The sequence below is a fragment of the Streptomyces sp. NPDC088747 genome, assembly GCF_044751025.1.
GTDB lineage: Bacteria > Actinomycetota > Actinomycetes > Streptomycetales > Streptomycetaceae > Streptomyces.
This window is the reverse complement of the sequence record NZ_JBIVKZ010000002.1, coordinates 690,122-710,977: the sequence shown is the minus strand read 5'-3', so window position 1 is coordinate 710,977 and position 20,856 is coordinate 690,122. Positions and strand designations below refer to the sequence as shown.

At 71.8% G+C, this 20,856-nt stretch carries 20 protein-coding genes and 1 tRNA gene; 16 read left to right on the top strand and 5 right to left on the bottom strand.

Translation table 11 applies throughout. The annotated features are described in order from the left end of the window. Positions 1–331: 331 nt before the first annotated feature. From ACIP79_RS07715 to ACIP79_RS07700, 4 genes are all read left to right on the top strand, one after another. Positions 332–1,330 (top strand): threonine/serine exporter family protein, encoded by a 999-nt coding sequence (locus ACIP79_RS07715; RefSeq protein WP_401220594.1) that lies wholly within the window; start codon positions 332–334, stop codon positions 1,328–1,330. Continuing rightward, positions 1,327–2,454: a M24 family metallopeptidase gene (locus ACIP79_RS07710; RefSeq protein ID WP_401220591.1), complete on the top strand. Its 1,128-nt coding sequence runs from the start codon at positions 1,327–1,329 to the stop codon at positions 2,452–2,454. Before ACIP79_RS07715 ends, ACIP79_RS07710 begins: the two co-directional genes overlap by 4 nt. A 314-nt stretch (positions 2,455–2,768) precedes the next feature. Next, positions 2,769–5,204 carry an endonuclease/exonuclease/phosphatase family protein gene (locus ACIP79_RS07705; RefSeq protein WP_401220588.1) on the top strand — a complete coding sequence of 812 codons (2,436 nt, stop codon included), beginning with the start codon at positions 2,769–2,771 and terminating at the stop codon, positions 5,202–5,204. A 202-nt stretch (positions 5,205–5,406) separates the two neighbouring features. Beyond that, positions 5,407–6,726, top strand: a complete 1,320-nt coding sequence (locus ACIP79_RS07700) for a glycosyltransferase (RefSeq protein WP_401220585.1) — start codon at positions 5,407–5,409, stop codon at positions 6,724–6,726. 12 nt (positions 6,727–6,738) lie between these two features. On the opposite strand, the gene ACIP79_RS07695 is transcribed toward ACIP79_RS07700, so the two are convergent. The 3 genes from ACIP79_RS07695 to ACIP79_RS07685 all read right to left on the bottom strand — a co-directional run bounded on the left by ACIP79_RS07695 (position 6,739) and on the right by ACIP79_RS07685 (position 11,396). Beyond that, the gene (locus tag ACIP79_RS07695; RefSeq protein ID WP_401220582.1) at positions 6,739–8,607 is read right to left on the bottom strand and encodes a copper resistance CopC/CopD family protein; all 1,869 of its coding nucleotides are present in this window, start codon (positions 8,605–8,607) and stop codon (positions 6,739–6,741) included. A 73-nt stretch (positions 8,608–8,680) separates the two neighbouring features. Beyond that, the gene (locus ACIP79_RS07690; RefSeq protein WP_401220580.1) at positions 8,681–9,313 is read right to left on the bottom strand and encodes a GNAT family N-acetyltransferase; all 633 of its coding nucleotides are present in this window, start codon (positions 9,311–9,313) and stop codon (positions 8,681–8,683) included. Further along, the gene (locus tag ACIP79_RS07685; RefSeq protein WP_401220577.1) at positions 9,303–11,396 is read right to left on the bottom strand and encodes a penicillin acylase family protein; all 2,094 of its coding nucleotides are present in this window, start codon (positions 11,394–11,396) and stop codon (positions 9,303–9,305) included. The genes ACIP79_RS07690 and ACIP79_RS07685 overlap by 11 nt, the downstream gene beginning before the upstream one ends. A gap of 76 nt (positions 11,397–11,472) precedes the next feature. On the opposite strand from ACIP79_RS07685, the gene ACIP79_RS07680 reads away from it, so the two are divergent. From ACIP79_RS07680 to ACIP79_RS07660, 5 genes are all read left to right on the top strand, one after another. Continuing rightward, positions 11,473–12,201, top strand: a complete 729-nt coding sequence (locus ACIP79_RS07680) for a siderophore-interacting protein (RefSeq protein WP_401220574.1) — start codon at positions 11,473–11,475, stop codon at positions 12,199–12,201. A gap of 24 nt (positions 12,202–12,225) precedes the next feature. Next, positions 12,226–12,819, top strand: coding sequence for an HhH-GPD-type base excision DNA repair protein (locus tag ACIP79_RS07675; protein WP_401220571.1), 594 nt, complete (start codon positions 12,226–12,228; stop codon positions 12,817–12,819). 313 nt (positions 12,820–13,132) lie between these two features. Then, the gene (locus ACIP79_RS07670; RefSeq protein WP_401220568.1) at positions 13,133–13,732 is read left to right on the top strand and encodes an HdeD family acid-resistance protein; all 600 of its coding nucleotides are present in this window, start codon (positions 13,133–13,135) and stop codon (positions 13,730–13,732) included. Between the two features lie 112 nt (positions 13,733–13,844). After that, positions 13,845–14,174, top strand: coding sequence for a hypothetical protein (locus ACIP79_RS07665; protein WP_401220565.1), 330 nt, complete (start codon positions 13,845–13,847; stop codon positions 14,172–14,174). 50 nt (positions 14,175–14,224) lie between these two features. Beyond that, positions 14,225–14,422, top strand: a complete 198-nt coding sequence (locus ACIP79_RS07660; RefSeq protein ID WP_401220563.1) for a hypothetical protein — start codon at positions 14,225–14,227, stop codon at positions 14,420–14,422. Positions 14,423–14,482: 60 nt separating this feature from the next. Here ACIP79_RS07660 and ACIP79_RS07655 read toward each other — a convergent pair whose 3' ends face one another. Beyond that, entirely contained in the window at positions 14,483–16,204 is a 1,722-nt protein-coding gene (locus ACIP79_RS07655; protein WP_401220561.1) for a helicase HerA-like domain-containing protein, read from the bottom strand. Positions 16,205–16,309: 105 nt separating this feature from the next. On the opposite strand from ACIP79_RS07655, the gene ACIP79_RS07650 reads away from it, so the two are divergent. Then, positions 16,310–16,606, top strand: a complete 297-nt coding sequence (locus ACIP79_RS07650; RefSeq protein WP_003999914.1) for a type II toxin-antitoxin system VapB family antitoxin — start codon at positions 16,310–16,312, stop codon at positions 16,604–16,606. Between the two features lie 114 nt (positions 16,607–16,720). Then, positions 16,721–17,362: a LytR C-terminal domain-containing protein gene (locus tag ACIP79_RS07645; protein WP_383680098.1), complete on the top strand. Its 642-nt coding sequence runs from the start codon at positions 16,721–16,723 to the stop codon at positions 17,360–17,362. Positions 17,363–17,383: 21 nt separating this feature from the next. Here ACIP79_RS07645 and upp read toward each other — a convergent pair whose 3' ends face one another. Next, positions 17,384–18,019, bottom strand: coding sequence for a uracil phosphoribosyltransferase (upp, locus tag ACIP79_RS07640; protein WP_383680014.1), 636 nt, complete (start codon positions 18,017–18,019; stop codon positions 17,384–17,386). A 138-nt stretch (positions 18,020–18,157) separates the two neighbouring features. Here upp and ACIP79_RS07635 point away from each other — a divergent pair, with 138 nt between their 5' ends. The 5 genes from ACIP79_RS07635 to ACIP79_RS07615 all read left to right on the top strand — a co-directional run bounded on the left by ACIP79_RS07635 (position 18,158) and on the right by ACIP79_RS07615 (position 20,824). Further along, positions 18,158–18,340 (top strand): hypothetical protein, encoded by a 183-nt coding sequence (locus tag ACIP79_RS07635; RefSeq protein ID WP_401220556.1) that lies wholly within the window; start codon positions 18,158–18,160, stop codon positions 18,338–18,340. A gap of 899 nt (positions 18,341–19,239) precedes the next feature. Then, complete coding sequence (locus tag ACIP79_RS07630; protein WP_401220553.1) at positions 19,240–19,782, top strand: hypothetical protein; 543 nt, start codon at positions 19,240–19,242, stop codon at positions 19,780–19,782. Between the two features lie 81 nt (positions 19,783–19,863). Further along, positions 19,864–20,295 (top strand): tRNA adenosine(34) deaminase TadA, encoded by a 432-nt coding sequence (gene tadA, locus ACIP79_RS07625; protein ID WP_401220961.1) that lies wholly within the window; start codon positions 19,864–19,866, stop codon positions 20,293–20,295. A 76-nt stretch (positions 20,296–20,371) separates the two neighbouring features. Next, positions 20,372–20,456 (top strand) — tRNA-Ser (locus tag ACIP79_RS07620). A 188-nt stretch (positions 20,457–20,644) separates the two neighbouring features. Then, entirely contained in the window at positions 20,645–20,824 is a 180-nt protein-coding gene (locus tag ACIP79_RS07615; RefSeq protein WP_401220958.1) for a hypothetical protein, read from the top strand. Positions 20,825–20,856: the final 32 nt, after the last annotated feature.

The following is a 20,856-nucleotide window of genomic DNA, read 5'->3' as shown; positions in this document are numbered from 1 at the left end:
GACGTCGTCGAGCCCGATGACGCGCCCCGCCCGGCGTCCTTCGAGCGGCGCCCTGCCCTCCAGCTCCATACCGAGTTCGACGAAGAACGAGATGACGGCCTCAGGGTCGTCGACGACCACGCGGACGTTGTCCATCCGCTGGATCGTCGTGCTGAGCCTCCTGTGCCGGCACGGCCACCGTGGCCACGTCCGGCCCTGGGACGGAGTCGGCCCGCCGTTCTTCACGTCGTCCGCGTCCTCAGCGCGCCCCGGACGCGTACGCCCGCAAGAACAGCGCCTCGACATGCGCCATGTGTTCGATCTCGGTCGGATCGACGCTCTCGTTCGGGGCGTGGATGAGGCAGCGGGGCTCCTCGACGCCCATGAGGATGACTATCCCTGGTGGCTGAAGTTCCTCGGGATCGTGCTGTTCTCGCTGGGATTCGCGCCGTTGATGCAGGCCACCTGGTACGAGGTCGGGTCGACGGCGGTGCTCGCGGCGCTCGCCGCGGCCCTGGCCGTGGCCGCCGCCCGGCTGCCCAGGCTGGCCCGGGTGCTGCCGCTGGTGGTGTCGGCGGCCGTCTCGGTCGTCGCGCTGGAGGTGTTCGCGCGCGATCCGGCGCACGGCGGGCCGGTGCTGCTGATGCTGCCCGCGCTGTTCTTCTTCGTCCCCGGCGACTATCTGAGCGCGGCCACCGCCGAACTCGCCGCGGGCCTGATCACCACCGGCGCGATCCGGCTCGTCTACGCCGTGTTCCTGCTCGTCCAGCTCTATCTGGGCGTGCTCCTGGGCGTGTTCGCCACCGGCAACTCCACCCGGGGCCTGTTCGACGTGGTGGCCGAACCCGACCTGCCGCGCTGGGCGCTGTTCCTCGGCTGGTTCGTGTTCAGCGCGGGGACGGTGCTGGCCTTCGCGATCCCGCGGCGGCTGTACTGGCCGCTGCTCGCGCTGGTGTACGTCACCGTCGGCGTGCAGTCGCTGTTCACCAAGCTCGTCGGGGAGGCGGGCGGCACCTTCGTGGCGGCGGCCGTGCTGTCGGCGGCGGCCACCGTGCTGGCCCGCGGCAGGGACCGGCCGCCCCGGCTGGTGCTGCTGCTCCCCGGCTTCTTCACCCTCACCGTCGGCTCGCTCGGCATGCGCGGACTGACGACACTGGCGGGCGGACACGTCATCGAGGGCTTCCGTGACCTGCTGGAGCTGATCACGATCGTCACCGCCATCGCGGTCGGCATGGTGTTCGGGACCGCACTCACCTTCACTCGGACGGCCGCTTCCACGGAAGCGCCGGGGAGCCCGATCCGATCCAATGGAGAACGCGGCACGCCGCACGGCCAGGAGGACAGATCATGACCGGGACGACAGCGCCGGAGTTCACCGGACAGGACTACGCGGCCCGCATGGCCCGCGCCGCGCGGGACGCGGCCGCGGCGGGGCTCGCCGGACTGCTCGTCACCCCGGGCCCCGACCTGGAGTGGCTCTGCGGCTACCGGCCGACCGCGATCACCGAACGCCTCACCCTCCTCGTGCTCGCCCCGGACTCCGAACCCCACCTGCTGGTACCGGTGTTGGAACGGCCCGACGCGGAAGCGGCGCCCGGCGCGGGCGCGTTGCGGCTGTCCGACTGGCGGGACGGGGAGAACTCCTACACCGCGGCGGCCGGACTGCTCCGCCACGACGGCCGCTACGGCGTGTCCGACTCCACCTGGTCGCTGCACCTGCTGGAGCTCCAGGAGGCCGTACCGCTCACCAAGTACCGGCCGCTCACCTACGCGCTGCCCATGCTGCGGGCCGTCAAGGACGAGCACGAGCTGGCCCGGCTGGCCTCGGCGGGCGCGGCGGCGGACGCCACGTACGGGGACATCCTCTCCGTACGGTTCGCCGGGCGCCGCGAGACGGAGGTGGCCGCCGACCTGGCCCGGCTGCTGCGCGAACACGGCCACAGCCAGGTCGACTTCACCGTGGTCGGCTCCGGCCCCAACGGCGCAAACCCGCACCACGAGGCCGGCGAGCGCGTCATCGTCACGGGCGACATGGTGGTCCTCGACTTCGGCGGCCTCAAGGACGGCTACGGCTCCGACACCACCCGCACCGTGCACGTCGGCGAACCCACCGACGAGGAACGCGAGGTGCACGACATCGTGCGTACGGCGCAGCAGGCGGCGTTCGAGGCGGTGCGGCCCGGCGTCGCCTGCCAGGAGATCGACCGGGTGGCCCGCGCGGTGATCCGGGACGCGGGCTTCGGCGAGTACTTCATCCACCGCACCGGTCACGGCATCGGCGTCACCACGCACGAGCCGCCGTACATGGTGGAGGGCGAACAGCAGCCGCTGGTCCCGGGCATGTGCTTCTCGATCGAGCCCGGGATCTACCTCCCCGGCCGCTTCGGCGTCCGCGTCGAGGACATCGTCACGTGCACGGAGGACGCCGGGCGCCGGCTCAACACGACCCCGCACGCGATGGCCGTCGTGGAGTGACTCCGGGCGCGACCAGGAGAGTTGGCGTGCGACCCCGGGCGTCACCAGGAGAGTTGGCGTGCGACCCCGGGCGTCACCAGGAGAGTTGGTGTGCGACCCGAGGCGCCACCATGAGAGTCGGTGTCCGACCCCGGGCGGCACCAGGAGAGTTACCGTCCCGGCGCCGACACCCGCTCGTTCCCGAGATTTAACGTACGACACCTTGGCACCCACGGTCTACGCGCGTAACTTGAGCCGACTCCCCACAGCAGCCACTCCATGTGCCGCCTGCCGGTGGCGCGTTGACGTTCGTGACGTACAAGGAGACAGTCGGCGTGTCCAGAACTCCACACAGCAGACCCCGTTTGCGCCATCTCGCCTATCCGCTCCTGTCGACGGGCGTGGCCGGGGCGTTCGTCCTGACCGCCGTGCCCGCGGCCACCGCGGCGCCCTCGGCGAGCGCGCTGATCACCGAGGTGTACGGCGGCGGGGGCAACTCGGGTGCGACGCTGACCCGGGACTTCGTCGAGCTCGGCAACGCGGGCTCGGCGGCGTACGACCTGTCGGGCTTCAGCGTGCAGTACCTGCCCGGCTCGCCGTCGGCGTCCTCCCAGTGGGGAGTGACGGCCCTCAGCGGCTCGGTCGCGCCCGGCGGACGGTTCCTGGTGGCGGAGTCGGCGGGCACCGGCGGCACGACGGCGCTGCCCACCGCGGACGCGACCGGCACGATCGCCATGAGCGCGACCACCGGCACGATCGCCCTGGTCTCCGGCATCACCGCGCTCAGCTGCAAGACCGCCGCGGACTGCGCGGCCGACAGCCGGATCGTCGACCTGGTGGGCTACGGTACGGCGCTCGTACGGGAGGGCAGCGGCCCCGCGGCGGGCGCCTCCAACACCGCGGCCGTGGCCCGCGCCGCGTCCCTGGCGGACACCGACGACAACGCCACCGACCTCACCGCGGGCGCGCCCACGCCGTACAACTCGGCTGGTGAGACGGCCGGTTCGGGCGGCGACGACGGTGGCGGTGACGACGGCTCGACCGAGCCCGGTACCGTCCGCGTGCACGACATCCAGGGGACCACCCGCCTCTCCCCGTACGCCGGGCAGACCGTCACCCGCGTCCCGGGCATCGTCACCGGCGTGCGTACGTCGGGCTCGAAGGGCTACTGGATCCAGGACGCGCAGCCCGACGCCGACGCCCGCACCAGCGAGGGTGTCTTCGTCTACACCGGTTCGGCGGCTCCGGCCGTCAAGGCCGGCGACAGCGTCCTGACCACCGGCAAGGTCAGCGAGTACTACCCGAGCAGCACCAGCCAGTCCCTCACCGAGATCACCGCCCCCACCACCAAGGTGCTCTCCAGCGGCAACGCGCTGCCCGAGACCGTCGCCCTGAACGCGACCAGCGTCCCGAGCGCGTACACGCCCACCGCGGCGGGCGGCAGCATCGACGGTCTGGCCCTCGAACCGGCCACGTACGCGCTGGACTTCTACGAGTCCCTGGAGGGCATGCGCGTCGCGGCCACCGACACCCGGGTGGTCGGCGCGACGACCGCGTACGACGAGGTGTGGGTGACGGTCAAGCCCGGCGAGAACCCGACCCCGCGCGGCGGCACCCTGTACTCCTCCTACGACCAGCCCAACACCGGCCGTATCAAGGTGATGTCACTCGACGCCACCGCCGCGTTCCCGGTGGCGAACGTCGGTGACGTGCTCACCGGCACCACCGCGGGCCCGCTCGACTACGCCACGTACGGCGGTTACAACCTCCAGGCCACCCAGCTCGGCACGCTCACCGCGAAGGGCCTCAAGCCCGAGACCACGCGGAAGCAGAAGAGCAAGGAGCTGGCGATCGCCACGTACAACGTGGAGAACCTGGACGCGATCGACGAGCAGGAGAAGTTCGACCGGCTGGCCGGCGGCGTGGCCGTCAGTCTCAACTCCCCCGACATCGTCGCCCTGGAGGAGATCCAGGACGACAACGGCGCCGTCAACGACGGCACCGTCACCAGCGAGGCGACGCTGACCCGGTTCACCGACGCGATCGTCGCGGCCGGCGGCCCCCGCTACTCGTGGCGCTATGTCACCCCGGAGAACAACAAGGACGGCGGCGAGCCGGGCGGCAACATCCGGCAGGTCTTCCTCTTCAACGCCAAGCGGGTCTCCCTCACCGACCGTCCGGGCGGCGACGCCACCACCGCGACCGGTGTGGTGAAGACCCGCAAGGGCGCGCAGCTCACCCACTCGCCGGGCCGGATCAACCCCGCGAGTGACGCGTGGGACGCGAGCCGCAAGCCGCTGGTGGGCGAGTTCACCTTCCGGGGCGAGCAGGTCTTCGTGATCGCCAACCACTTCCTCTCCAAGGGCGGCGACGAGCCGCTGCACGGTAGTGACCAACTGCCCGACCGCAGCTCGGAGACGCAGCGCAACGCCCAGGCCGCCGAGGTCAACACCTTCGTCAAGAGCGTGCTCGCCGCCGACCGGAGCGCCAAGGTGGTCGTGCTCGGCGACCTGAACGACTACGAGTTCTCGCAGACGGTGACCACGCTCACCGCGGGCCGGGTGCTCACCCCGCTGATCACGACGCTCCCCAAGTCGCAGCGCTACACCTACGTCTACGACGGCAACTCGCAGACCCTGGACCACATCCTGACCAGCCGGGCCATCAGCGACTTCGACTACGACGTCGTGCACATCAACGCGGAGTTCGCCGACCAGGCGAGCGACCACGACCCGCAGATCGTCCGCATCGACATCAGCAAGTGCGGTTAGCGGCAACGCCTTTCCGTACGTGGCGTCAGCGCCTTCGCGTATCAGTTCTCCGCGGGCTCTCGCCGTGCCGACCCGGCAACCGGGTACCGGCACGGCGAGAGCCGTTTCACAGGCCGCGCTAAGCTTCCAGCCTTTGGGGCGGGTGGGGAGCCCACGGATTGGCTGCCGGGTTGCCCCCCGGGACCGACGGGGGATGGCAGGCATGCGCGTCACGTTTCTGATCCACAACGCCTACGGCGTCGGCGGGACCATCCGCACCACGTGCAACCTCTCGGGCGCGCTGGCCGACCTGGGGCACGAAGTCGAGGTCGTGTCGGTCTTCCGGCATCTCGCCGCCCCCCGCTTCGCCTACGACAAACGCGTGAACCTGCGCCACCTCGTCGACACCGACAGGAAGAGCCCCGGCTACGAGGGCGGACACCCCGAATTCGCCCTCCCCTCCGCCGACTTCCCGCGCGGCGACCACCGGTATCACGAGTACAGCGCCCTGACGGACCGTCGTATCGCGGCGTTACTGGCCGAGTTGGACACCGACGTCGTCGTCGGCACCCGCCCCGGCCTCAACGTGCAGATCGCCCGGCAGGCTCCGGCGCACGTCGTCCGGGTCGGGCAGGAGCATCTGTCGCTGGACGCGCACACCCACCGGCTCAGCCTCACGCTGCGCCGCGTGTACCGCGGGCTGGACGCGGTCACCACCACCACTCGCGCCGACGCCGACGCGTACCGCCGCCGGATGTGGCTGCCGGGCGTCCGGGTGTCCGTGCTGCCCAACAGCGTTCCCGATCCGGGCATCGAACCCTCCGACTGCTCCGCCCCGCGGATCGTCGCGGTCGGCCGGACCACCCCGGTGAAGCGCTACCCGGACCTGATCGGCGCCTTCGCCCAGGTCGCGGCCCGGCGCCCCGACTGGGGCCTGCGGATCTGCGGCGTCGGCTCCCAGGATCGCGAACTGAAGGCTCTGGTAGCGGAGTTGGGCCTCGCCGACCGGGTCACCTTCCTGGGCAACGTCACCCCCGTCGAACCCGTGATGGCCGATGCGTCGATCCTGGTGATGTCCTCACGCATGGAGTCCTTCGGCATGGCCCTCGTCGAGGCCATGCGGGTGGGTCTGCCGGTGGTGAGCACCGACTGTCCGCACGGGCCCCGCGAGATCATCAGCCACGGGGTGGACGGCCTGCTGGTGCCACCCGGCGACGTCGACGCGCTGGCCGCGGCGCTCCTTGAGCTGATCGACGACGGGGACCGGCGCCGGCGCATGGGCCGGGAGGGGCTGCGCAAGGGCGCGCGGTACGACCCGGAGCCGATCGCCGAGCAGTGCGCGGCCCTCTTCCAGGAGCTCCTGGACACGCGCGCCGGCACCCTCGCCGCCCCCGCGCGCTCCGCCGCCGCCTTCCCACGCGCGGCCGCGCACACCGTCCGGGACCTCGCGGGCGCGTCCGCCACCAGGGCACGCCGGGTGCCGGGCGCCCTGCGGCGACGACTGCGCGCCCTCCTCGGGCGGTCCTGGCCGAGGCGGTCCTAGCCGAGGGCGGTCCTAGCCGATCTTCACCGTCTTCGACACCGTGACCTGGTCGATGTCCGAGGTCCGCACCGTGGCCTTCATCGTCCAGGTGCCGGCCAGGGGGAGGGTGAGGCCGTCGGTGGCCCAGTAGCCGCCCTTGTCGGCGAGTTGGGCATTGATCGGGCCGACGTCCTGCTTCGGCAAGGTGAAGGTGAGGCGGAGTTCGGGGACGGTGGCGAGCCCGCCGTCGGGACCGTAAACCACGGCCTGGACGGAGTTCTCGCCCACCCGGCCCGGCGCCAGTTCGATCTGCACCTTGCCGTGTCCGCCGGGGGTGCCGACGTCGAAGGGGATCAGCGTCGTCGAGCCGGTGGGCTGCTCGGCGGCCGAGACGGCGGCGGCGGTCTCGGTGGCCGCCCGCCCCGGCTGGGTACCGGTCAGCACGGTGGTGACCACCAGCACGACGATCCCGACGCCGACCTCGGCGAAGACGGAACGGCGCAACGCCCGCCGGTACCCACCGGAACCGGAACCCGCCTCCACCTCGCCGGACTCGTCTGCCCGCACCTCACCGGTGGACGTGCCCTCCCGTACGCCCTCGGAGCCGCCCGGACCCCCGACGACCTCAGGCACCCGCTCCCGCTCCCTCTCCCGCTCCTTCACCGCGACCGAGGCGGCCACCGGCTCCGGAAGCGCCAGCCGCCCGGTCCACCGCCGCGAGAACCAGGCCCCGGCGAGCAGGAGGAGCACCGCGCACAGCTTGACGAGGAGGATGCGGCCGTACGACGTCGAGGTCAGCGCGTCCCAGGTGCCGATGCCGCGCCAGGACTGGTAGACGCCGGTGGCGGCGAGGACGGCGACCGAGCCGAGGGCGAACCGGGAGAAGCGGCTGACGACGGCCGCGGGGACCGGTTCCCGCGTGCGGTACAGCGCGGTGAGCAGGGTGGTCAGGCCGCCGAGCCAGACGGCCATGGCGAGCAGGTGCAGTACGGAGGAGACCATCGCCACCGGGACCTGGATGCCGGCGGACGCGTGCTCGGCGGCGGCCCAGGTGACCGCGAGGCCGAGAGCGAGAGCTCCGCCGATCGCCCACCTGACCCGTCCCGGGCCCCGCTCTCCCGCTTCGACGGGGTAGAAGACGACGGCGCCCAGCAGCACCAGCCGTGCCACCAGCGCCAGTCCGGGCCTGCTGGTCAGCGTCTCGCGCAGCACCGCGGGATCGAGGGCGGCGGCGAGTCCGCTGCCCCGCTCGTAGGGGCCGCGCAGGAGCAGCAGGAGCAGGGTGGAGACGAACAGGGTCCACCAGCCGCCCAGCAGCAGGCGCCGCACACTGCCCTGGAACCCGCAGGCCAGCACGAAGACGGCGGCGCCGATGAGTACGGCGAGCCCGCCGTAGGCGACGTAGCGGGTGATGTCGTAGAGGTTGCTCGCGAGGGTGTCCTGGGCGGAGGCGGCGGGCAGGACGGCGGCGGTCGCGGAGGGCTTGCCGATGGAGAAGGTGAAGGCGCCGGAGACCGGGTGGCTGTCCGCCGAGACGACCCGCCAGGCCACGGTGAAGGTGCCGGTGCCCATGTCGTCGGGCAGGCTCACCAGGGCGGTGTTGGCGCGGTCGCCCGCGTGCCCCGGTTTGCCCGTGTCGACGCGGCGGTTCTCCGGGGTGATCACGCGGAAGGAGTCGTCGAGGAGTCCGACGGACTCGGTGAAGGTCAGCGTGATCTGCGTGGGCGCCTTCTTCACCACGCTGCCGTCCTGCGGATCGCTGCCCTTCAGCGCGGCGTGCGCGGACGCGCCGCCCACGCCGCCGAAGAGCACCAGGACCAGCACTGTGCCCAGCAGCGCAAGTCCCCGGACGATGTGCCGCCGCGTTCGCCGTCCGCTCACGTACCGTCTCCGTATCCGCATGTCCTGGTCGCGCCCGCGTTTCCCCGGTCTCGGATACGTACGGACGAATGCGGTGTCCTGCTCACTTTCGTGCTCACCTTCGCGGCGGGAAACCCTCCGCGAAAGCCCTCTCCCGCGTCAGGAAGGCGAGCCGGGCGGACTTCTCCGGCAGATACACCTCGGGCAGGTCGATCTCGGGCAGCACGATCGGCGGCCCCGGGACGAAGCCCTGCCTGGTCAGCCGGTCGATGGCCCTGGTGTTGCGCGCGTCGGGCTCGACGACCACCCGCCGCCTGCCGAGACCGACCAGCAGGTACGTGGTGAGCACGGTCAGCAGCGCGGCCGACCACCCCGGCCGCTCGCCGCCCGCTCCCGGGGGCGCGATCAGCAGATGGACCCCGATGTCGCCGTCCTGGACGTCGTAGCACTCGCTGACACGGTCGGCGGCGGGCTCGTACGACTGGAAGAGCGCGGCCGGTTCGCCGTCCTTGACCGCGAGCAGGGCGTGGTGGGTGTCGAGGGAGTCGAGGTGGAGGTAGGTCTCCAGGACCTGTTGCCTGCTGAGCCCGTTCATGCCCCAGAACCGGGCCCGTTCCTCGCTCACCCAGCCGTGCAGGACGTCCAGGTCGGCGTGCGGGTCGACGGTCAGGATCCGGACGGTCCCGAAGCCGTCGACCGACTGCTCGTGGACGGCTTCGCGATCCACGGCGTACGGCTCATTCCGCATGGTTCTCCTTGGTCAGTACGTTCCAGTCGGTGGTCACCCGGGCCAGCTCTCCCCTGAGCCACAAGGGGAGTTGGTCACGGTGGTGGGCGGCTCCCGCGACCCCGTCGGCGCCGAACGGCACGATCCACAGGCTCCGGTCCCGGTCGGCGAGATCCCACACGTACCGGGCGGCCGGGCCGCGTGCGCTCAGGTCGGTGATGCCGGGGACCGCCGAGGTGCACAGCACGCAGTCGTGGTCGCCGGAGAGTCCCGGCCGTTCGTACGTCGTGCCGCCCAGCGCGCGCCAGGGCACGAGCCGGTGGGTCTCGCCCCAGGTGCGCGGGGTCCGCTCGGCGGCCACTTCCTCGACCGCCGCCCGGACGATCGCGGTGCGGTCGATGCCGTACAACTCCTCGGCCCGCAGCAGGTTTTCGAGCGCGAACCCGATGCGGGGCACGAGGGCGAGCCAGGGAAGGAAGACCTCCGGACAGGCGGGCGGCTCGGCGAGGACGGCCAGCGCGGGTTGCGCCGCGAGCCCCCGTACGACCGCGCTCCGAACCGCCGCGAACGCCGCCGCACCAAGGCTGTCGGCGTCCATGTGCCGGTTCCAGCCGAGGAGTTGGTCCCGCAGCTCGACGGCCCCCGGGCTGAGCCCTTCCCGCAGAGCGCCCACCCGGTCCAACAGGGCCCCGGCGGAGGCCAGATGGGTGTCCATGTGAACGGCAGCCATGTCCTCGGCGGCCCATTTCGCCCGCCCCCCGAGGAGCTCCGTGATCCGGGCGGCACGATGCGGCGCGGCGAACTCGACCCCGAACGGCGTGGCGATCCCTCGCTGATTGGCCATGACGGCGACCCCGCCACCACCACCGCCGCCGTCGATGCCGTCGTCGTGGGGCATGTCCTGGTGCCAGCCCCGCCACTCCCGCCCCGGCTCCCAGGCGTTCACGATCCACGTGCGGTTGTCCGTGCCGCGCACCGGGACCCGGCCGGCGACGCGGTGCAGCAGTCCGCCCTCGGTGTCGGCGGCCTGTACGACGTTCACCGGCTCGGCCCACAGGTCGAGGGCGCGGTCGACGTCGGCGACCCGGCGGGAGCGAAGGAGGGGGAGCAGCGCGCTGAAGCCGAGGTCCTCCGAGACGCGGGGCGGACAGCGCAGGCTGATGGACTCAGGCGCATCGATTCCGCCGATGACGACCGGCCCGCGCGCCGTCTCGATCACCTCGACCTCGACGGGCTCGCCCCCGGCGACCTCCACACTCTCCGTATGCCGCGTCGCGGCCCGCCACTCACCGTCCGGATCGAGGGCCTCCACCTCCGCCGACGAGGACCCGGCGCGCCGCAGCCGCTCCCGGAAGAGGTCCTGGTAGTCGGCCATCGCGTTGGTGATGGCCCAGGCGACGTGCCCCGTGTGGGCGAAGTGGGCGATGCCCGGGACGCCGGGAACGGTGAGGCCGATGACGTCGAACTCCGGGCAGGAGAGGTGGATCTGCTGGTAGACGCCGGGGTCCTCGATGAAGCGGTGGGGGTCGCCGGCGATGACAGCGTGCCCGGTGACCGTGCGCGCGCCGCTCACCAGCCAGCCGTTGCTGCCCGAGGTACCGGGCCCGTCGGTGGCGAAGAGCCCCACGGCATCCGGGCCGAGCCGCCGCACGACCTCCTCGCGCCACAGCTTGGCCGGGAACCCGGCGAAGAGGATGTGCGTGCCGAGCCAGACGCCGAGCGGCGTCCACGGCTCCCAGCCCCCGGGAACGAGTCCGGTCTCCGCGAATTCGGCCGCCCGTCGACCACCCTCGGCCAGCCCTTCGTTGACCCCGTCCACATACGAGGCGACCCACGCCGCGGTCTCCGGATCCCGTCTCTCCAGAGAGGCGAAACAGCGTCTGGCGGTGTCGTCGAGCCGGGCCTGACGGGCGAACCGGTCCCAGGCGACGGCCTCGGCACCGAGGAACGCGGCGGTGGTGCCCTGGAAGCGGTGCCGTTCGACCTCCAGCTGCCAGGCGCGGTCCACGGCGGTGACCCGGCCCTGGGCACGGGCGAGTTCGAGTGCGCTGCCGGCTCGCAGGTGAGGGATCCCCCAGGCGTCACGGTAGATCTCGACGGTCACGGTCCATCCCCACTCAATCAGGTTAGGCTAACCTAACTTCTACTAGAAGAGATCGTACGTGAGGGGTGCAGAGGTCATGGGTCAGGGGCACGGCTGGGAGGGCGCGGTCCTCAGACTCCTGCGCGGCAAGGACTTCACGTTCACAGTGACCGGCGCCGAGGACGTGACACCGCACTACCGGCGCCTCCACCTCACCGACGGCGGTATGCTCGCGGCGACCGGCGTGCACCCGACCATGTGGGTACGCATCTGGTTCGACAACGCGGGCAAGCCGCACCAGCGGGCGTACACCTTGGTCGACCGGGACCCGGAGGCGGGCGCCTTCGGCCTGGAGTTCGCGCTGCACGAGGGGTGCGCGAGCGACTGGGCCCGCTCGGCGAAGCCCGGCGACACCATCGACGCGACGGTCCAGGGCACCGCCTTCACCGAGCCGGACCCCACGCCCGCCCACCTCTTCGCGGTGGCGGACCCGGCCTCGCTCCCCGCCCTCAACTCGCTCCTGGACGCGATGGACCCGGCGTCGGCCACCATCTGGTTCGAGACGGACCACGACACGGCCGGCCTCCCCCTCCGCCACACCCCGGCCTGCCACGACCTGCGCCCGCTCCCGCGCCTGGCAAACGGCGCCCACCTGGTCACCCGGGTGAAATCGGACCTGCCCGCCCTGCTCAAGGAGCACCAGGACCCGTACGTCTGGATCGCCTGCGACACGGCCACCACCCGTTCCCTGACGTCTTACGTCCGCAAGGAGCTGGCGCTTCCCCGGCAGCGCGTCCACTCGCTGGGCTACTGGCGCGCGGCCTGAGACCGCACCCGCCATCATCGATCCATGGACGTCACCCTTCACCTGGCCCAGCAGCCCGAGGCCGACGAACTCCTCGGCCGCAGTCCGCTCGCCGCCCTGATCGGCATGCTCCTGGACCAGCAGGTCCCGATGGAGTGGGCGTTCGCGGGCCCGTACACGATCGCCCAGCGCATGGGCAGGGACGACCTCGACGCCCAGGAGATCGCCGCGTACGACCCCGAGGCCTTCGCCGCCCTCCTCTCCACGAAGCCGGCCGTACACCGCTACCCCGGCTCGATGGCCAAGCGCGTCCAGCAGCTGTGCCAGTACCTCGTGGAGCACTACGACGCCGACGCCACCGCCGTCTGGAAGGACGTCCCCACCGGCGCCGAACTCCTGACCCGCCTCAAGGAACTCCCCGGCTTCGGCCCCCAGAAGGCCCAGATCTTCCTGGCCCTCCTCGGCAAACAACTCGGCGTCCACCCCAAGGGCTGGCGAGAGGCCGCCGGCCCCTACGGCGCCCCCAAGTCCTTCCGCTCAGTGGCCGACATCACCGACCCCACCTCCCTGGCAAAGGTGAGAGCCCACAAACAGGAAATGAAGGCATCCGCGAAGGCGGCGAAGACGACGGCCGAATAGCACCCGGGCCCGCAACCCTCGGGAGCCCCCACCGCCCGCACCCACCCCCCGGCGGAAGGGGGCGTGCCGGTACGTCCAGATGCCCGTCGCGTACGCCCGCGTCACCGGACCCCCAGTTCCTGCCCGACGTCTGATCCGTCGGCGACGGGCGGGACGTACCGGCACGCCCCCGACCCCCCACCGACCGCGGAACGCCCACTTACCGACCGAGCACCAACCCCAACCAGCCCAGCCCAGCACAGCGCAAGCGACCCCGTACACCACTCGGTCCACCCCGCTGGCGCCCCCCTCCCAGCCGTCCCCAGCATGAGACATGACCGAGGAAAGAGACGAAGCCCCCCGAACCCCCCTAGAAGGCCCCCTGCACCTCCTCAGCCGCGCCGCCTGGCAGGCGGTCCTGGCCGCAGGCGTCGCGACCCTGGCGCTGGGCGTCATGGTCCTGGTCTGGCCGGGCGCCTCCCTCTTCGCCGCGGGCATCCTCTTCGGCCTCTACCTGCTGGTCAGCGGCGTCCTGCAACTGGCCGCCGCCTTCGGCACCCACGCGGCGACCTCGCTGCGGGTGATGGCCTTCATCAGCGGCGCCCTGTCCATCCTGCTGGGCCTGTTCTGCTTCCGCGGCGCGATGCAGTCGATCCTGCTGCTCGCCCTGTGGATCGGCATCGGCTGGCTGTTCCGCGGGATCACCCAGACCCTGGCCGCCGCCTCCGACCCGGACGTCCCGGCCCGCGGCTGGCAGGTCTTCCTAGGAATCGTCAGTCTGCTCGCGGGCATCGTGCTGATCGTGTCGCCGTTCGAGTCGGTCGCCGTGCTCACCCTGGTGGGCGGCTGCTGGCTCCTCGCGGTCGGCGTCACCGAGATCATCACGGCGTTCCGGATCCGCGGGCGCGCCCACCATGTTCCCGTCACCGTCTGACCGCCGCGGGCCCGCCCCCGCGGCCCCGCTCCGCACCCGCCCCGTACGCCAAGAGGGCGGATCTCCGCGCCCGCGGATGAACCACCGTCTCCCGATGGGGACATGACGTCTCATGAGGCTGAGGGTGCTGATCCTGCTGGTCGTCGCGTTACTCGCGGCGACCCCGCACCCCGCCGCGCCCACCACCATGCTGGGCACGGCCACGGAATCCGCCCCCACCGCCCCGGCCCCCGCCCCGGCCCCCGCCGCGGAACCCGACGTACTGGACACGGCCCTGCGCCCGCCGACCCGCCAGGGACACCGCCCGGTCACCCCCCTGCGCCCCGCGCCCCGACCCGGCGCGGACCACCCGGCCGACGCCCCGCGCTCCCGCCCCGTATCCGCACCCCCGTCGCACTCCCCCACCCTGCACGCACTGCGCTGCGTGGTCCTGCGCTGCTGACGGACCCGGCCTCCGGACCGTCAGTCACCAGCGACCGCAAGGACACAGCCATGCCCAACGATCCCTACGCGGTCCTGCGCGCCCTGCTGCGCGCGGACGCCGTACGCAACGCACCGAAGCCGCACCGCACCCCGAACCCGGCGCCCACCCAGCCGGCCGGCCCGCAGCCGAACCCCCGGCCGACCCGGCAGAACCCGGAACCCCGCCCCGTCCTGGACGAACAGCCGCGGCGGTCCCGGAGGAACTGACCGGACAGGTGGCCGCCCCTCACCCGAGGGACGGCCACCCGCGTATCGCCTACGCCCCGCCTACCGCCTGCGCCGGGCCGTCCCGAAGAGCGACCGGGTGATCTCCCGCCCGATCTGCGTCCCCACAGACCGGGCCAGGGATTTGAACATGCCGCTCCCGACTACCTGTTCGACGACCGACGCGTCCTCCTTGGGCGCCCTGGCCCGCGACTTCGCCGGTACGGGCGAACCCCCGGACGCCACGGCACCGCCCGCGCTGTCCGCGCGCGAGGCCTGCGCCGCGGCGAGCTTCTCGTACGCGGACTCCCGGTCCACCGCCCGCGCGTAGCGCCCGTACGACGGCGACGCCTCGACCGCCGCGTCGAGAACGCCCGCGTCGACCGGCCCCATCAGGGACCGCGGCGCCCGCAGCCGCGTCACCGCGACCGGCGTCGGCGCGCCCTTCTCGCTGAGCACGGTGATCACGGCCTCGCCGGTGCCGAGGCCGGTGAGGACCTCCTCCAGGTCGTAGGGCGAGTCGGGGAAGGTCTTCACCGTGGCCTTCAGCGCCTTCTGGTCGTCGGGCGTGAAGGCGCGCAGGGCGTGCTGGACGCGGTTGCCGAGCTGCCCGAGGACGTCGGCGGGCACGTCCTTCGGGGTCTGCGTCACGAAGAAGACGCCGACCCCTTTCGAGCGAATGAGCCGGACGGTCTGCGTGATGGAGTCCAGGAACGCCTTCGAGGCGTCGTTGAAGAGCAGATGCGCCTCGTCGAAGAAGAAGACGAGCTTCGGCTTGTCGACGTCGCCGACCTCGGGCAGGTCGTGGAAGAGGTCGGCGAGCAGCCACATCAGGAAGGTGGAGAAGAGCCGCGGCTTGTCCTGGACCTCGGGAAGTTCCAGGACGGACACGACACCCCGCCCGTCCGCCGCCGTCCGCAGCAGGTCGGCCGTGTCGAACTCCGGCTCCCCGAAGAAGGGGCTCATGCCCTCCGCCTCGAACGTGGTGAGGGCGCGCAGGATCACGCCCGCCGTCGCGGTCGAGAGCCCGCCGATCCCCTTCAGTTCGGCCTTGCCCTCGTCCGAGGTCAGGAACGTGGCGACCGCGCGCAGGTCCTTGAGGTCGACCAGTTCGAGGCCCTTCTGGTCGGCGTAGTGGAAGATCAGGCCGAGCGACTGCTCCTGGGTCCGGTTGAGCTGGAGCACCTTGGAGAGCAGCACAGGACCGAAGCTCGTGACGGTCGCCCGTACGGGGATGCCGTGGCCCATACCGCCCAGGGCGTAGAACTCGGCGGGGCAGCCGGCCGGTGTCCACTCCTGGCGTACGTCGGCGGCGCGCTCGCGGACCTTGTCGTTCGGGACGCCGGGCGCGGAGATCCCGGAGACGTCACCCTTGATGTCGGCGAGGAACACGGGCACGCCCTGGGCGGAGAGCTGTTCGGCGACGAGCTGGAGGGTCTTGGTCTTGCCGGTGCCGGTGGCCCCGGCGACCAGTCCGTGCCGGTTCAGCATCGGGAGCGGGATGCGGATCTGTACGTCCGGCACGCACCGCGCGTCCCAGAGCAGGGCGCCGAGATCGAGCGCGGGCCCCGAGAAGGCGTATCCGGAGGCGATCTCCAGGGCTCCTTCGGGGAGGGCCGCGGCGTCACCGATGACCCCGGAAACGCCATCGCCGGCCCCCGGAACGTCACCGGTGGGCACGGAAGCGCTTGCGTCCGTCGCGGGAGCGCTTTCCGCCGTCCGGGGAGCGGTCGCCGCGGGCGGGGTCCCGGCGGTGGCCGGAGCTGCGCTCTCGCTGTCACTCATATGAGGCCCCTGTTTCCGGTTTGCCCTGGTTTCCGGCGTCTTTTCCAGCGTCGCACTCCGTCGCCATGGCTGCGCCCGGAAGGTCTTGACCGGTAGGCTTTCCGTGTGATCTTCAAGCGCATCGGAAACGGCCGGCCGTACCCCGACCACGGCCGGGAAAGCACCCGGCAGTGGGCGGATGTCGCGCCGCGCCCGGTCCGCCTCGATCAGCTGGTGACGACCAAGGGCCAGCTCGACCTGGAAACGCTGCTCGCCGAGGACTCCACGTTCTACGGCGACCTCTTCGCGCACGTCGTGAAGTGGCAGGGCGATCTGTACCTGGAGGACGGCCTGCACCGGGCCGTCCGCGCGGCGCTCCAGCAGCGCCAGGTACTGCACGCACGCGTCCTCGAACTGGACTGACCCACGCCTGTTGACCCTTTTGGGTTGGACTGAGCGCGGGACAATGATCATCTAGTAGTTATCGTCGCCGCGGAGCACTACGCTGCGCCCATGAGCATGCTCACTCCCCCTGGCATGGGTGGCCAGTACCGGATCACGGGGGACAAGTACCCGCGGATGCGCCGACCCCGCGGGCGCCGCAGGCTCGCCTTCCTGATCGTCGCCTCCGTCACCGCACTCGGGCTGATCGGGTGGGGAACCCTCCAGCTCATCGACGTCTTCACGGGCGGCGACAAGGCCTCGGCAGCTGGAACGAAGTCGGGCTGCCCGTCGAAGGCGAGCCCTTCGGCCACCGCCTCCGGCGCCTCCACGGCCTCGACCTCCGCCGGGACGCCGCCCAGGCCGGGCCAGATCACCGTCAACGTCTTCAACGCGACGCCCCGCAGCGGGCTCGCCAAGGAGACCGCGGACGAGCTGAAGAAGCGCGGCTTCCGGATCGGCGACGTGGGCAACGCGCCGAAGACCTACGACAAGAAGGTCGCCGGCGCCGGGATACTGCTCGGCGCGAAGGGCGCGGCCGAGGCCGCGCTGCCGGTGCTCAACACCCAGCTCTCCGGCGCCCAGCTGAAGACCGACGGCCGCGCGAAGGCCGACCAGGTCGACCTGATCCTCGGCACCGGCTTCAAGAACCTGACAGTGAAGGAGGACGCCGACAAGGCGCTGGCCGTGCTGGCCCAGCCCCGGCCGACGCCCTCCGTCACGAAGAACAGCTGCTGAGGTCCGTAGAACCGCAGGTACCTATTCGGCGGCCCCGTACATCCGGTCCCCCGCGTCGCCGAGGCCCGGCACGATGTAGCCGTGCTCGTTGAGCCGCTCGTCGACCGACGCGGTCACGACCGTCACCGGGGAGCCCGCCAGGTCGCGCTCCATGACCTCGATGCCCTCGGGGGCGGCGAGGAGCACCACGGCGGTGACGTCGTCGGCGCCGCGCTTGATCAGCTCGTGGATCGCCGCGACGAGGGTGCCGCCGGTGGCCAGCATCGGGTCCAGGACGTAGACCTGGCGCCCGGAGAGGTCGTCCGGCATGCGGGTCGCGTAAGTGGACGCCTGGAGCGTCTCCTCGTCGCGGACCATGCCCAGGAAGCCGACCTCGGCGGTCGGCAGCAGCCGGACCATGCCGTCGAGCATGCCGAGACCCGCGCGCAGGATCGGCACGACGAGGGGGCGCGGGTAGGAGAGCTTGACGCCGGTGGTCGGGGAGACCGGGGTCACGATGTCGACCTGCTCCGTGCGCACGTCCCTGGTGGCCTCGTAGGCGAGCAGGGTGACCAGCTCGTCGGCGAGCCGCCGGAAGGTCGCGGAGTCGGTGCGCCGGTCGCGCAGAGTGGTGAGCTTATGGGCGACCAGGGGGTGGTCGACGACGTGGAGACGCATGTCCACCACAGTAGCCGGGCCCCGGGCGCCCACCAGTGCCCCGTCCGGGACGGTCCGGCGCCGCCCCTCTTCCGTCCGCTGGCATCAAACCGCCCATGAGGGGGAAAGTGGGAGGGACGGACCTGGGGTGGTGAGCCTGTGCGAGACCGGGAAGAGGAGTTGCCCGAGCGGCTGGAGACGGACGCCGAGCGCCGACGGCGCCGCGCCCAGTTCCTCCGCGACCTGGCCGAGGCACGCGAGCTGCGCGACCGCGTCCAGCCCCGCCGCGCCAAGACCGCCCGCATGCGGCACGCCATGCGCATGCGCACGTTCCGCTGGTAGCCAGCGCCGGCCCCCATACGCTCACGCACCCTCCGCCGCTAACGGCCACGCGCGGCAACGCCACGCCACCACCGGCCGCCCCACGCCACACGCCTGCACCCCCCGCCGGTAACCGCCACGCCCGACAGCGGCACGCCGCGACCACCGTTCCACGGCCAGCCACCACCGGCCACCGCACGCCATACGTTTACGCCCCCTCCGCCCCTTCCCGTCCCGTTCCTGGGGGCTGCCGCCCCCAGACCCCCGCAACGCGCTGACGCGCTCGTCCTCAAACGCCGGACGGGCTGAAGATTCCCGGGCCGGAACTGATACGGAAAGCCGCCCACCGGCGGGAGGGGCCGGGGGCCGGTACATCACATGCCCGTCGCGTACGCCCGCGTCACCGGACCCGTCCCCAGTCAACCGGCGTTTGATCCGGCGGCGACGGGCGGATGTACCGGCCCCCGGCCCCGACCCACCCGCCGGCCTCGGCGTACACGCACCGACCGTCACCCACTCCCCGCCGGGCGCCACCCGCCCGGCTCCCGCCACGCCGCGTGCCCGCCCCCCGCCCGCGAGGTACACGCGGGGTTCTTGCGCCGTCTTCGCCGTCAGCCCCACCATGTGCTTGCGCGTCATTCGTCGGCTGCCTCGCCGCGCGGGTGCGCGACATCCGCAGGTAACCCGGCCGCGCGGCGCCCACGCCGTGAGGGCGGGGAGGTGCGTACGTGGTGCCGACGGCCGCGTACGATCCGCTGTTAGCGATCAAAAGAGGCAGACACAGCAGGCCGAAGACATCCCCTGAAGGCTCTGTTTCTGCCACGATTCCGAGTGGGTGGGGCTCGGTGAAACGCTCCCCGCCCACAGCCTCCGCCGGGGGGACCGCCAACCGGCACGCCTAGGACAGTGGGAGAGTCACGGTGTACTTCGCCGCACTGCTCGCGCGCACCGAAGACGGGTGGGAAGCGAGCGACACAGAGCTGGACGATGTGGAGACCCTGTCGGATCTGACGGATCTGGCCCGTGAAGCCTCGGAGGAGGCGGACACGGTACTCGTCCTCATCGAGCAGGAGGACGCGTGGTTCGGCGTTCTCCGCCTGGATGGCGAGGAGGACCCTCGTATCTACGTCTCGGACGCCGCCGCCGCTGCCCGCAGCTCGTACGGCGAGATCCTGCTCACCGACGAACTGCTCGGAAGGGAGCCCGGCGACGACGACGTCGCCGACCTCGACTCCCTGGACCTGGACGGCACGGAGGACGGTGAGCCCGAGGACTCCGAGGAGGAGGACGAGGAGACCGTCGCCTCCGGCGACGCCGTGTCGCACAGCCCCGTCGGGGACCGCGACATCCTCGCCGACCTCGGGGTCAGCGAGAAGGAACTGCTCGCCCTCGACGAAGGCGACGCGCTCAGCACGATCGCCGAGGCGCTGGGGGCGGCGGAGGTCCTGGAAACCGTCCGCTAATTCCTCGGTTAGGTTCCCCTGGTGAGCACCACCGAGGAGACCCCACAACCCGACCCGGTACGCGACCGCTGGCGGCCCGCGATGCGGCTCGCCCTGGACGAGGCGCGAACGGCCGTCCAGGGCGGGGATGTCCCCGTCGGCGCCGTCGTGCTGTCCACGGACGGCACGACGGTGCTCTCGACCGGGCACAACGAGCGCGAGGCGACCGGCGATCCGACGGCGCACGCCGAGGTTCTCGCGCTCCACCGGGCCGCCGCCAAACTGGGCGAGTGGCGGCTGTCCGGCTGCACCCTCGTGGTGACCCTGGAACCCTGCGTGATGTGCGCGGGCGCCCTGGTGCAGTCCCGGGTCGACCGGGTCGTCTACGGCGCCCGCGACGAAAAGGCGGGCGCCGTCGGATCCCTCTGGGACCTGGTACGCGACCGCCGGCTCAACCACCGCCCCGAGGTGATCGAGGGCGTCCTCGCCGACGAGTGCGCGCACCTGCTCACCGACTTCTTCCGCCACCGCTGAACCCCGGCCCGGCCGGTCCCAGCGGCCCCCTAAACGGATTTCTGAGCACGCCCCACCGTGAGGTAAGGTCTCTCTCGGTAGCGTGTCCGAGCGGCCGAAGGAGCTCGCCTCGAAAGCGAGTGTGGCGCAAGTCACCGAGGGTTCAAATCCCTCCGCTACCGCTTTTGAAGGGCCCCGTCGAGAGACGGGGCCCTTCGTGCGTCCGGGCGCGGCGGGCGGGAGCGGACGGCCGCGGAAACCCCAAAGGGCCGCGACCAGCGGGCCGTTGGTCATCCGAGGGGTGGTGAAGGTTACACTCGCCGCCGTCAACAGGGGCCCAGCGGCCACAGCAGTCACAGGGGAGGCCGCGATGGCGGTGAATTCGAAGAAGATCGCCGTCTACGTGCTCGTGGTCTTCGTGCTCTACGTGATCATCACAGATCCCGAGAAGGCAGCCGACTACGTCCAGATAGGGTTCGAGGGCATATCGAACGCCGCTGGGAGCGTCGGCGACTTCATGACGTGGATAGCCGACGGGGCCAGCGACTGAGCGCCAGTGACCGAGCGCCGGGGCAGCGAAAA

Coding starts and splice junctions, on each gene's coding strand:
- ACIP79_RS07710 (WP_401220591.1), top strand. CDS start 1,327: ATGACCGGGACGACAGCGCCGGAGTTCACCGGACAGGACTACGCGGCC.
- ACIP79_RS07700 (WP_401220585.1), top strand. CDS start 5,407: ATGCGCGTCACGTTTCTGATCCACAACGCCTACGGCGTCGGCGGGACC.
- ACIP79_RS07695 (WP_401220582.1), bottom strand. CDS start 8,607: ATGCGGATACGGAGACGGTACGTGAGCGGACGGCGAACGCGGCGGCAC.
- ACIP79_RS07690 (WP_401220580.1), bottom strand. CDS start 9,313: ATGCGGAATGAGCCGTACGCCGTGGATCGCGAAGCCGTCCACGAGCAG.
- ACIP79_RS07680 (WP_401220574.1), top strand. CDS start 11,473: ATGGGTCAGGGGCACGGCTGGGAGGGCGCGGTCCTCAGACTCCTGCGC.
- ACIP79_RS07675 (WP_401220571.1), top strand. CDS start 12,226: ATGGACGTCACCCTTCACCTGGCCCAGCAGCCCGAGGCCGACGAACTC.
- ACIP79_RS07670 (WP_401220568.1), top strand. CDS start 13,133: ATGACCGAGGAAAGAGACGAAGCCCCCCGAACCCCCCTAGAAGGCCCC.
- ACIP79_RS07665 (WP_401220565.1), top strand. CDS start 13,845: ATGAGGCTGAGGGTGCTGATCCTGCTGGTCGTCGCGTTACTCGCGGCG.
- ACIP79_RS07660 (WP_401220563.1), top strand. CDS start 14,225: ATGCCCAACGATCCCTACGCGGTCCTGCGCGCCCTGCTGCGCGCGGAC.
- ACIP79_RS07655 (WP_401220561.1), bottom strand. CDS start 16,204: ATGAGTGACAGCGAGAGCGCAGCTCCGGCCACCGCCGGGACCCCGCCC.
- ACIP79_RS07645 (WP_383680098.1), top strand. CDS start 16,721: ATGGGTGGCCAGTACCGGATCACGGGGGACAAGTACCCGCGGATGCGC.
- upp (WP_383680014.1), bottom strand. CDS start 18,019: ATGCGTCTCCACGTCGTCGACCACCCCCTGGTCGCCCATAAGCTCACC.
- tadA (WP_401220961.1), top strand. CDS start 19,864: ATGCGGCTCGCCCTGGACGAGGCGCGAACGGCCGTCCAGGGCGGGGAT.
- ACIP79_RS07615 (WP_401220958.1), top strand. CDS start 20,645: ATGGCGGTGAATTCGAAGAAGATCGCCGTCTACGTGCTCGTGGTCTTC.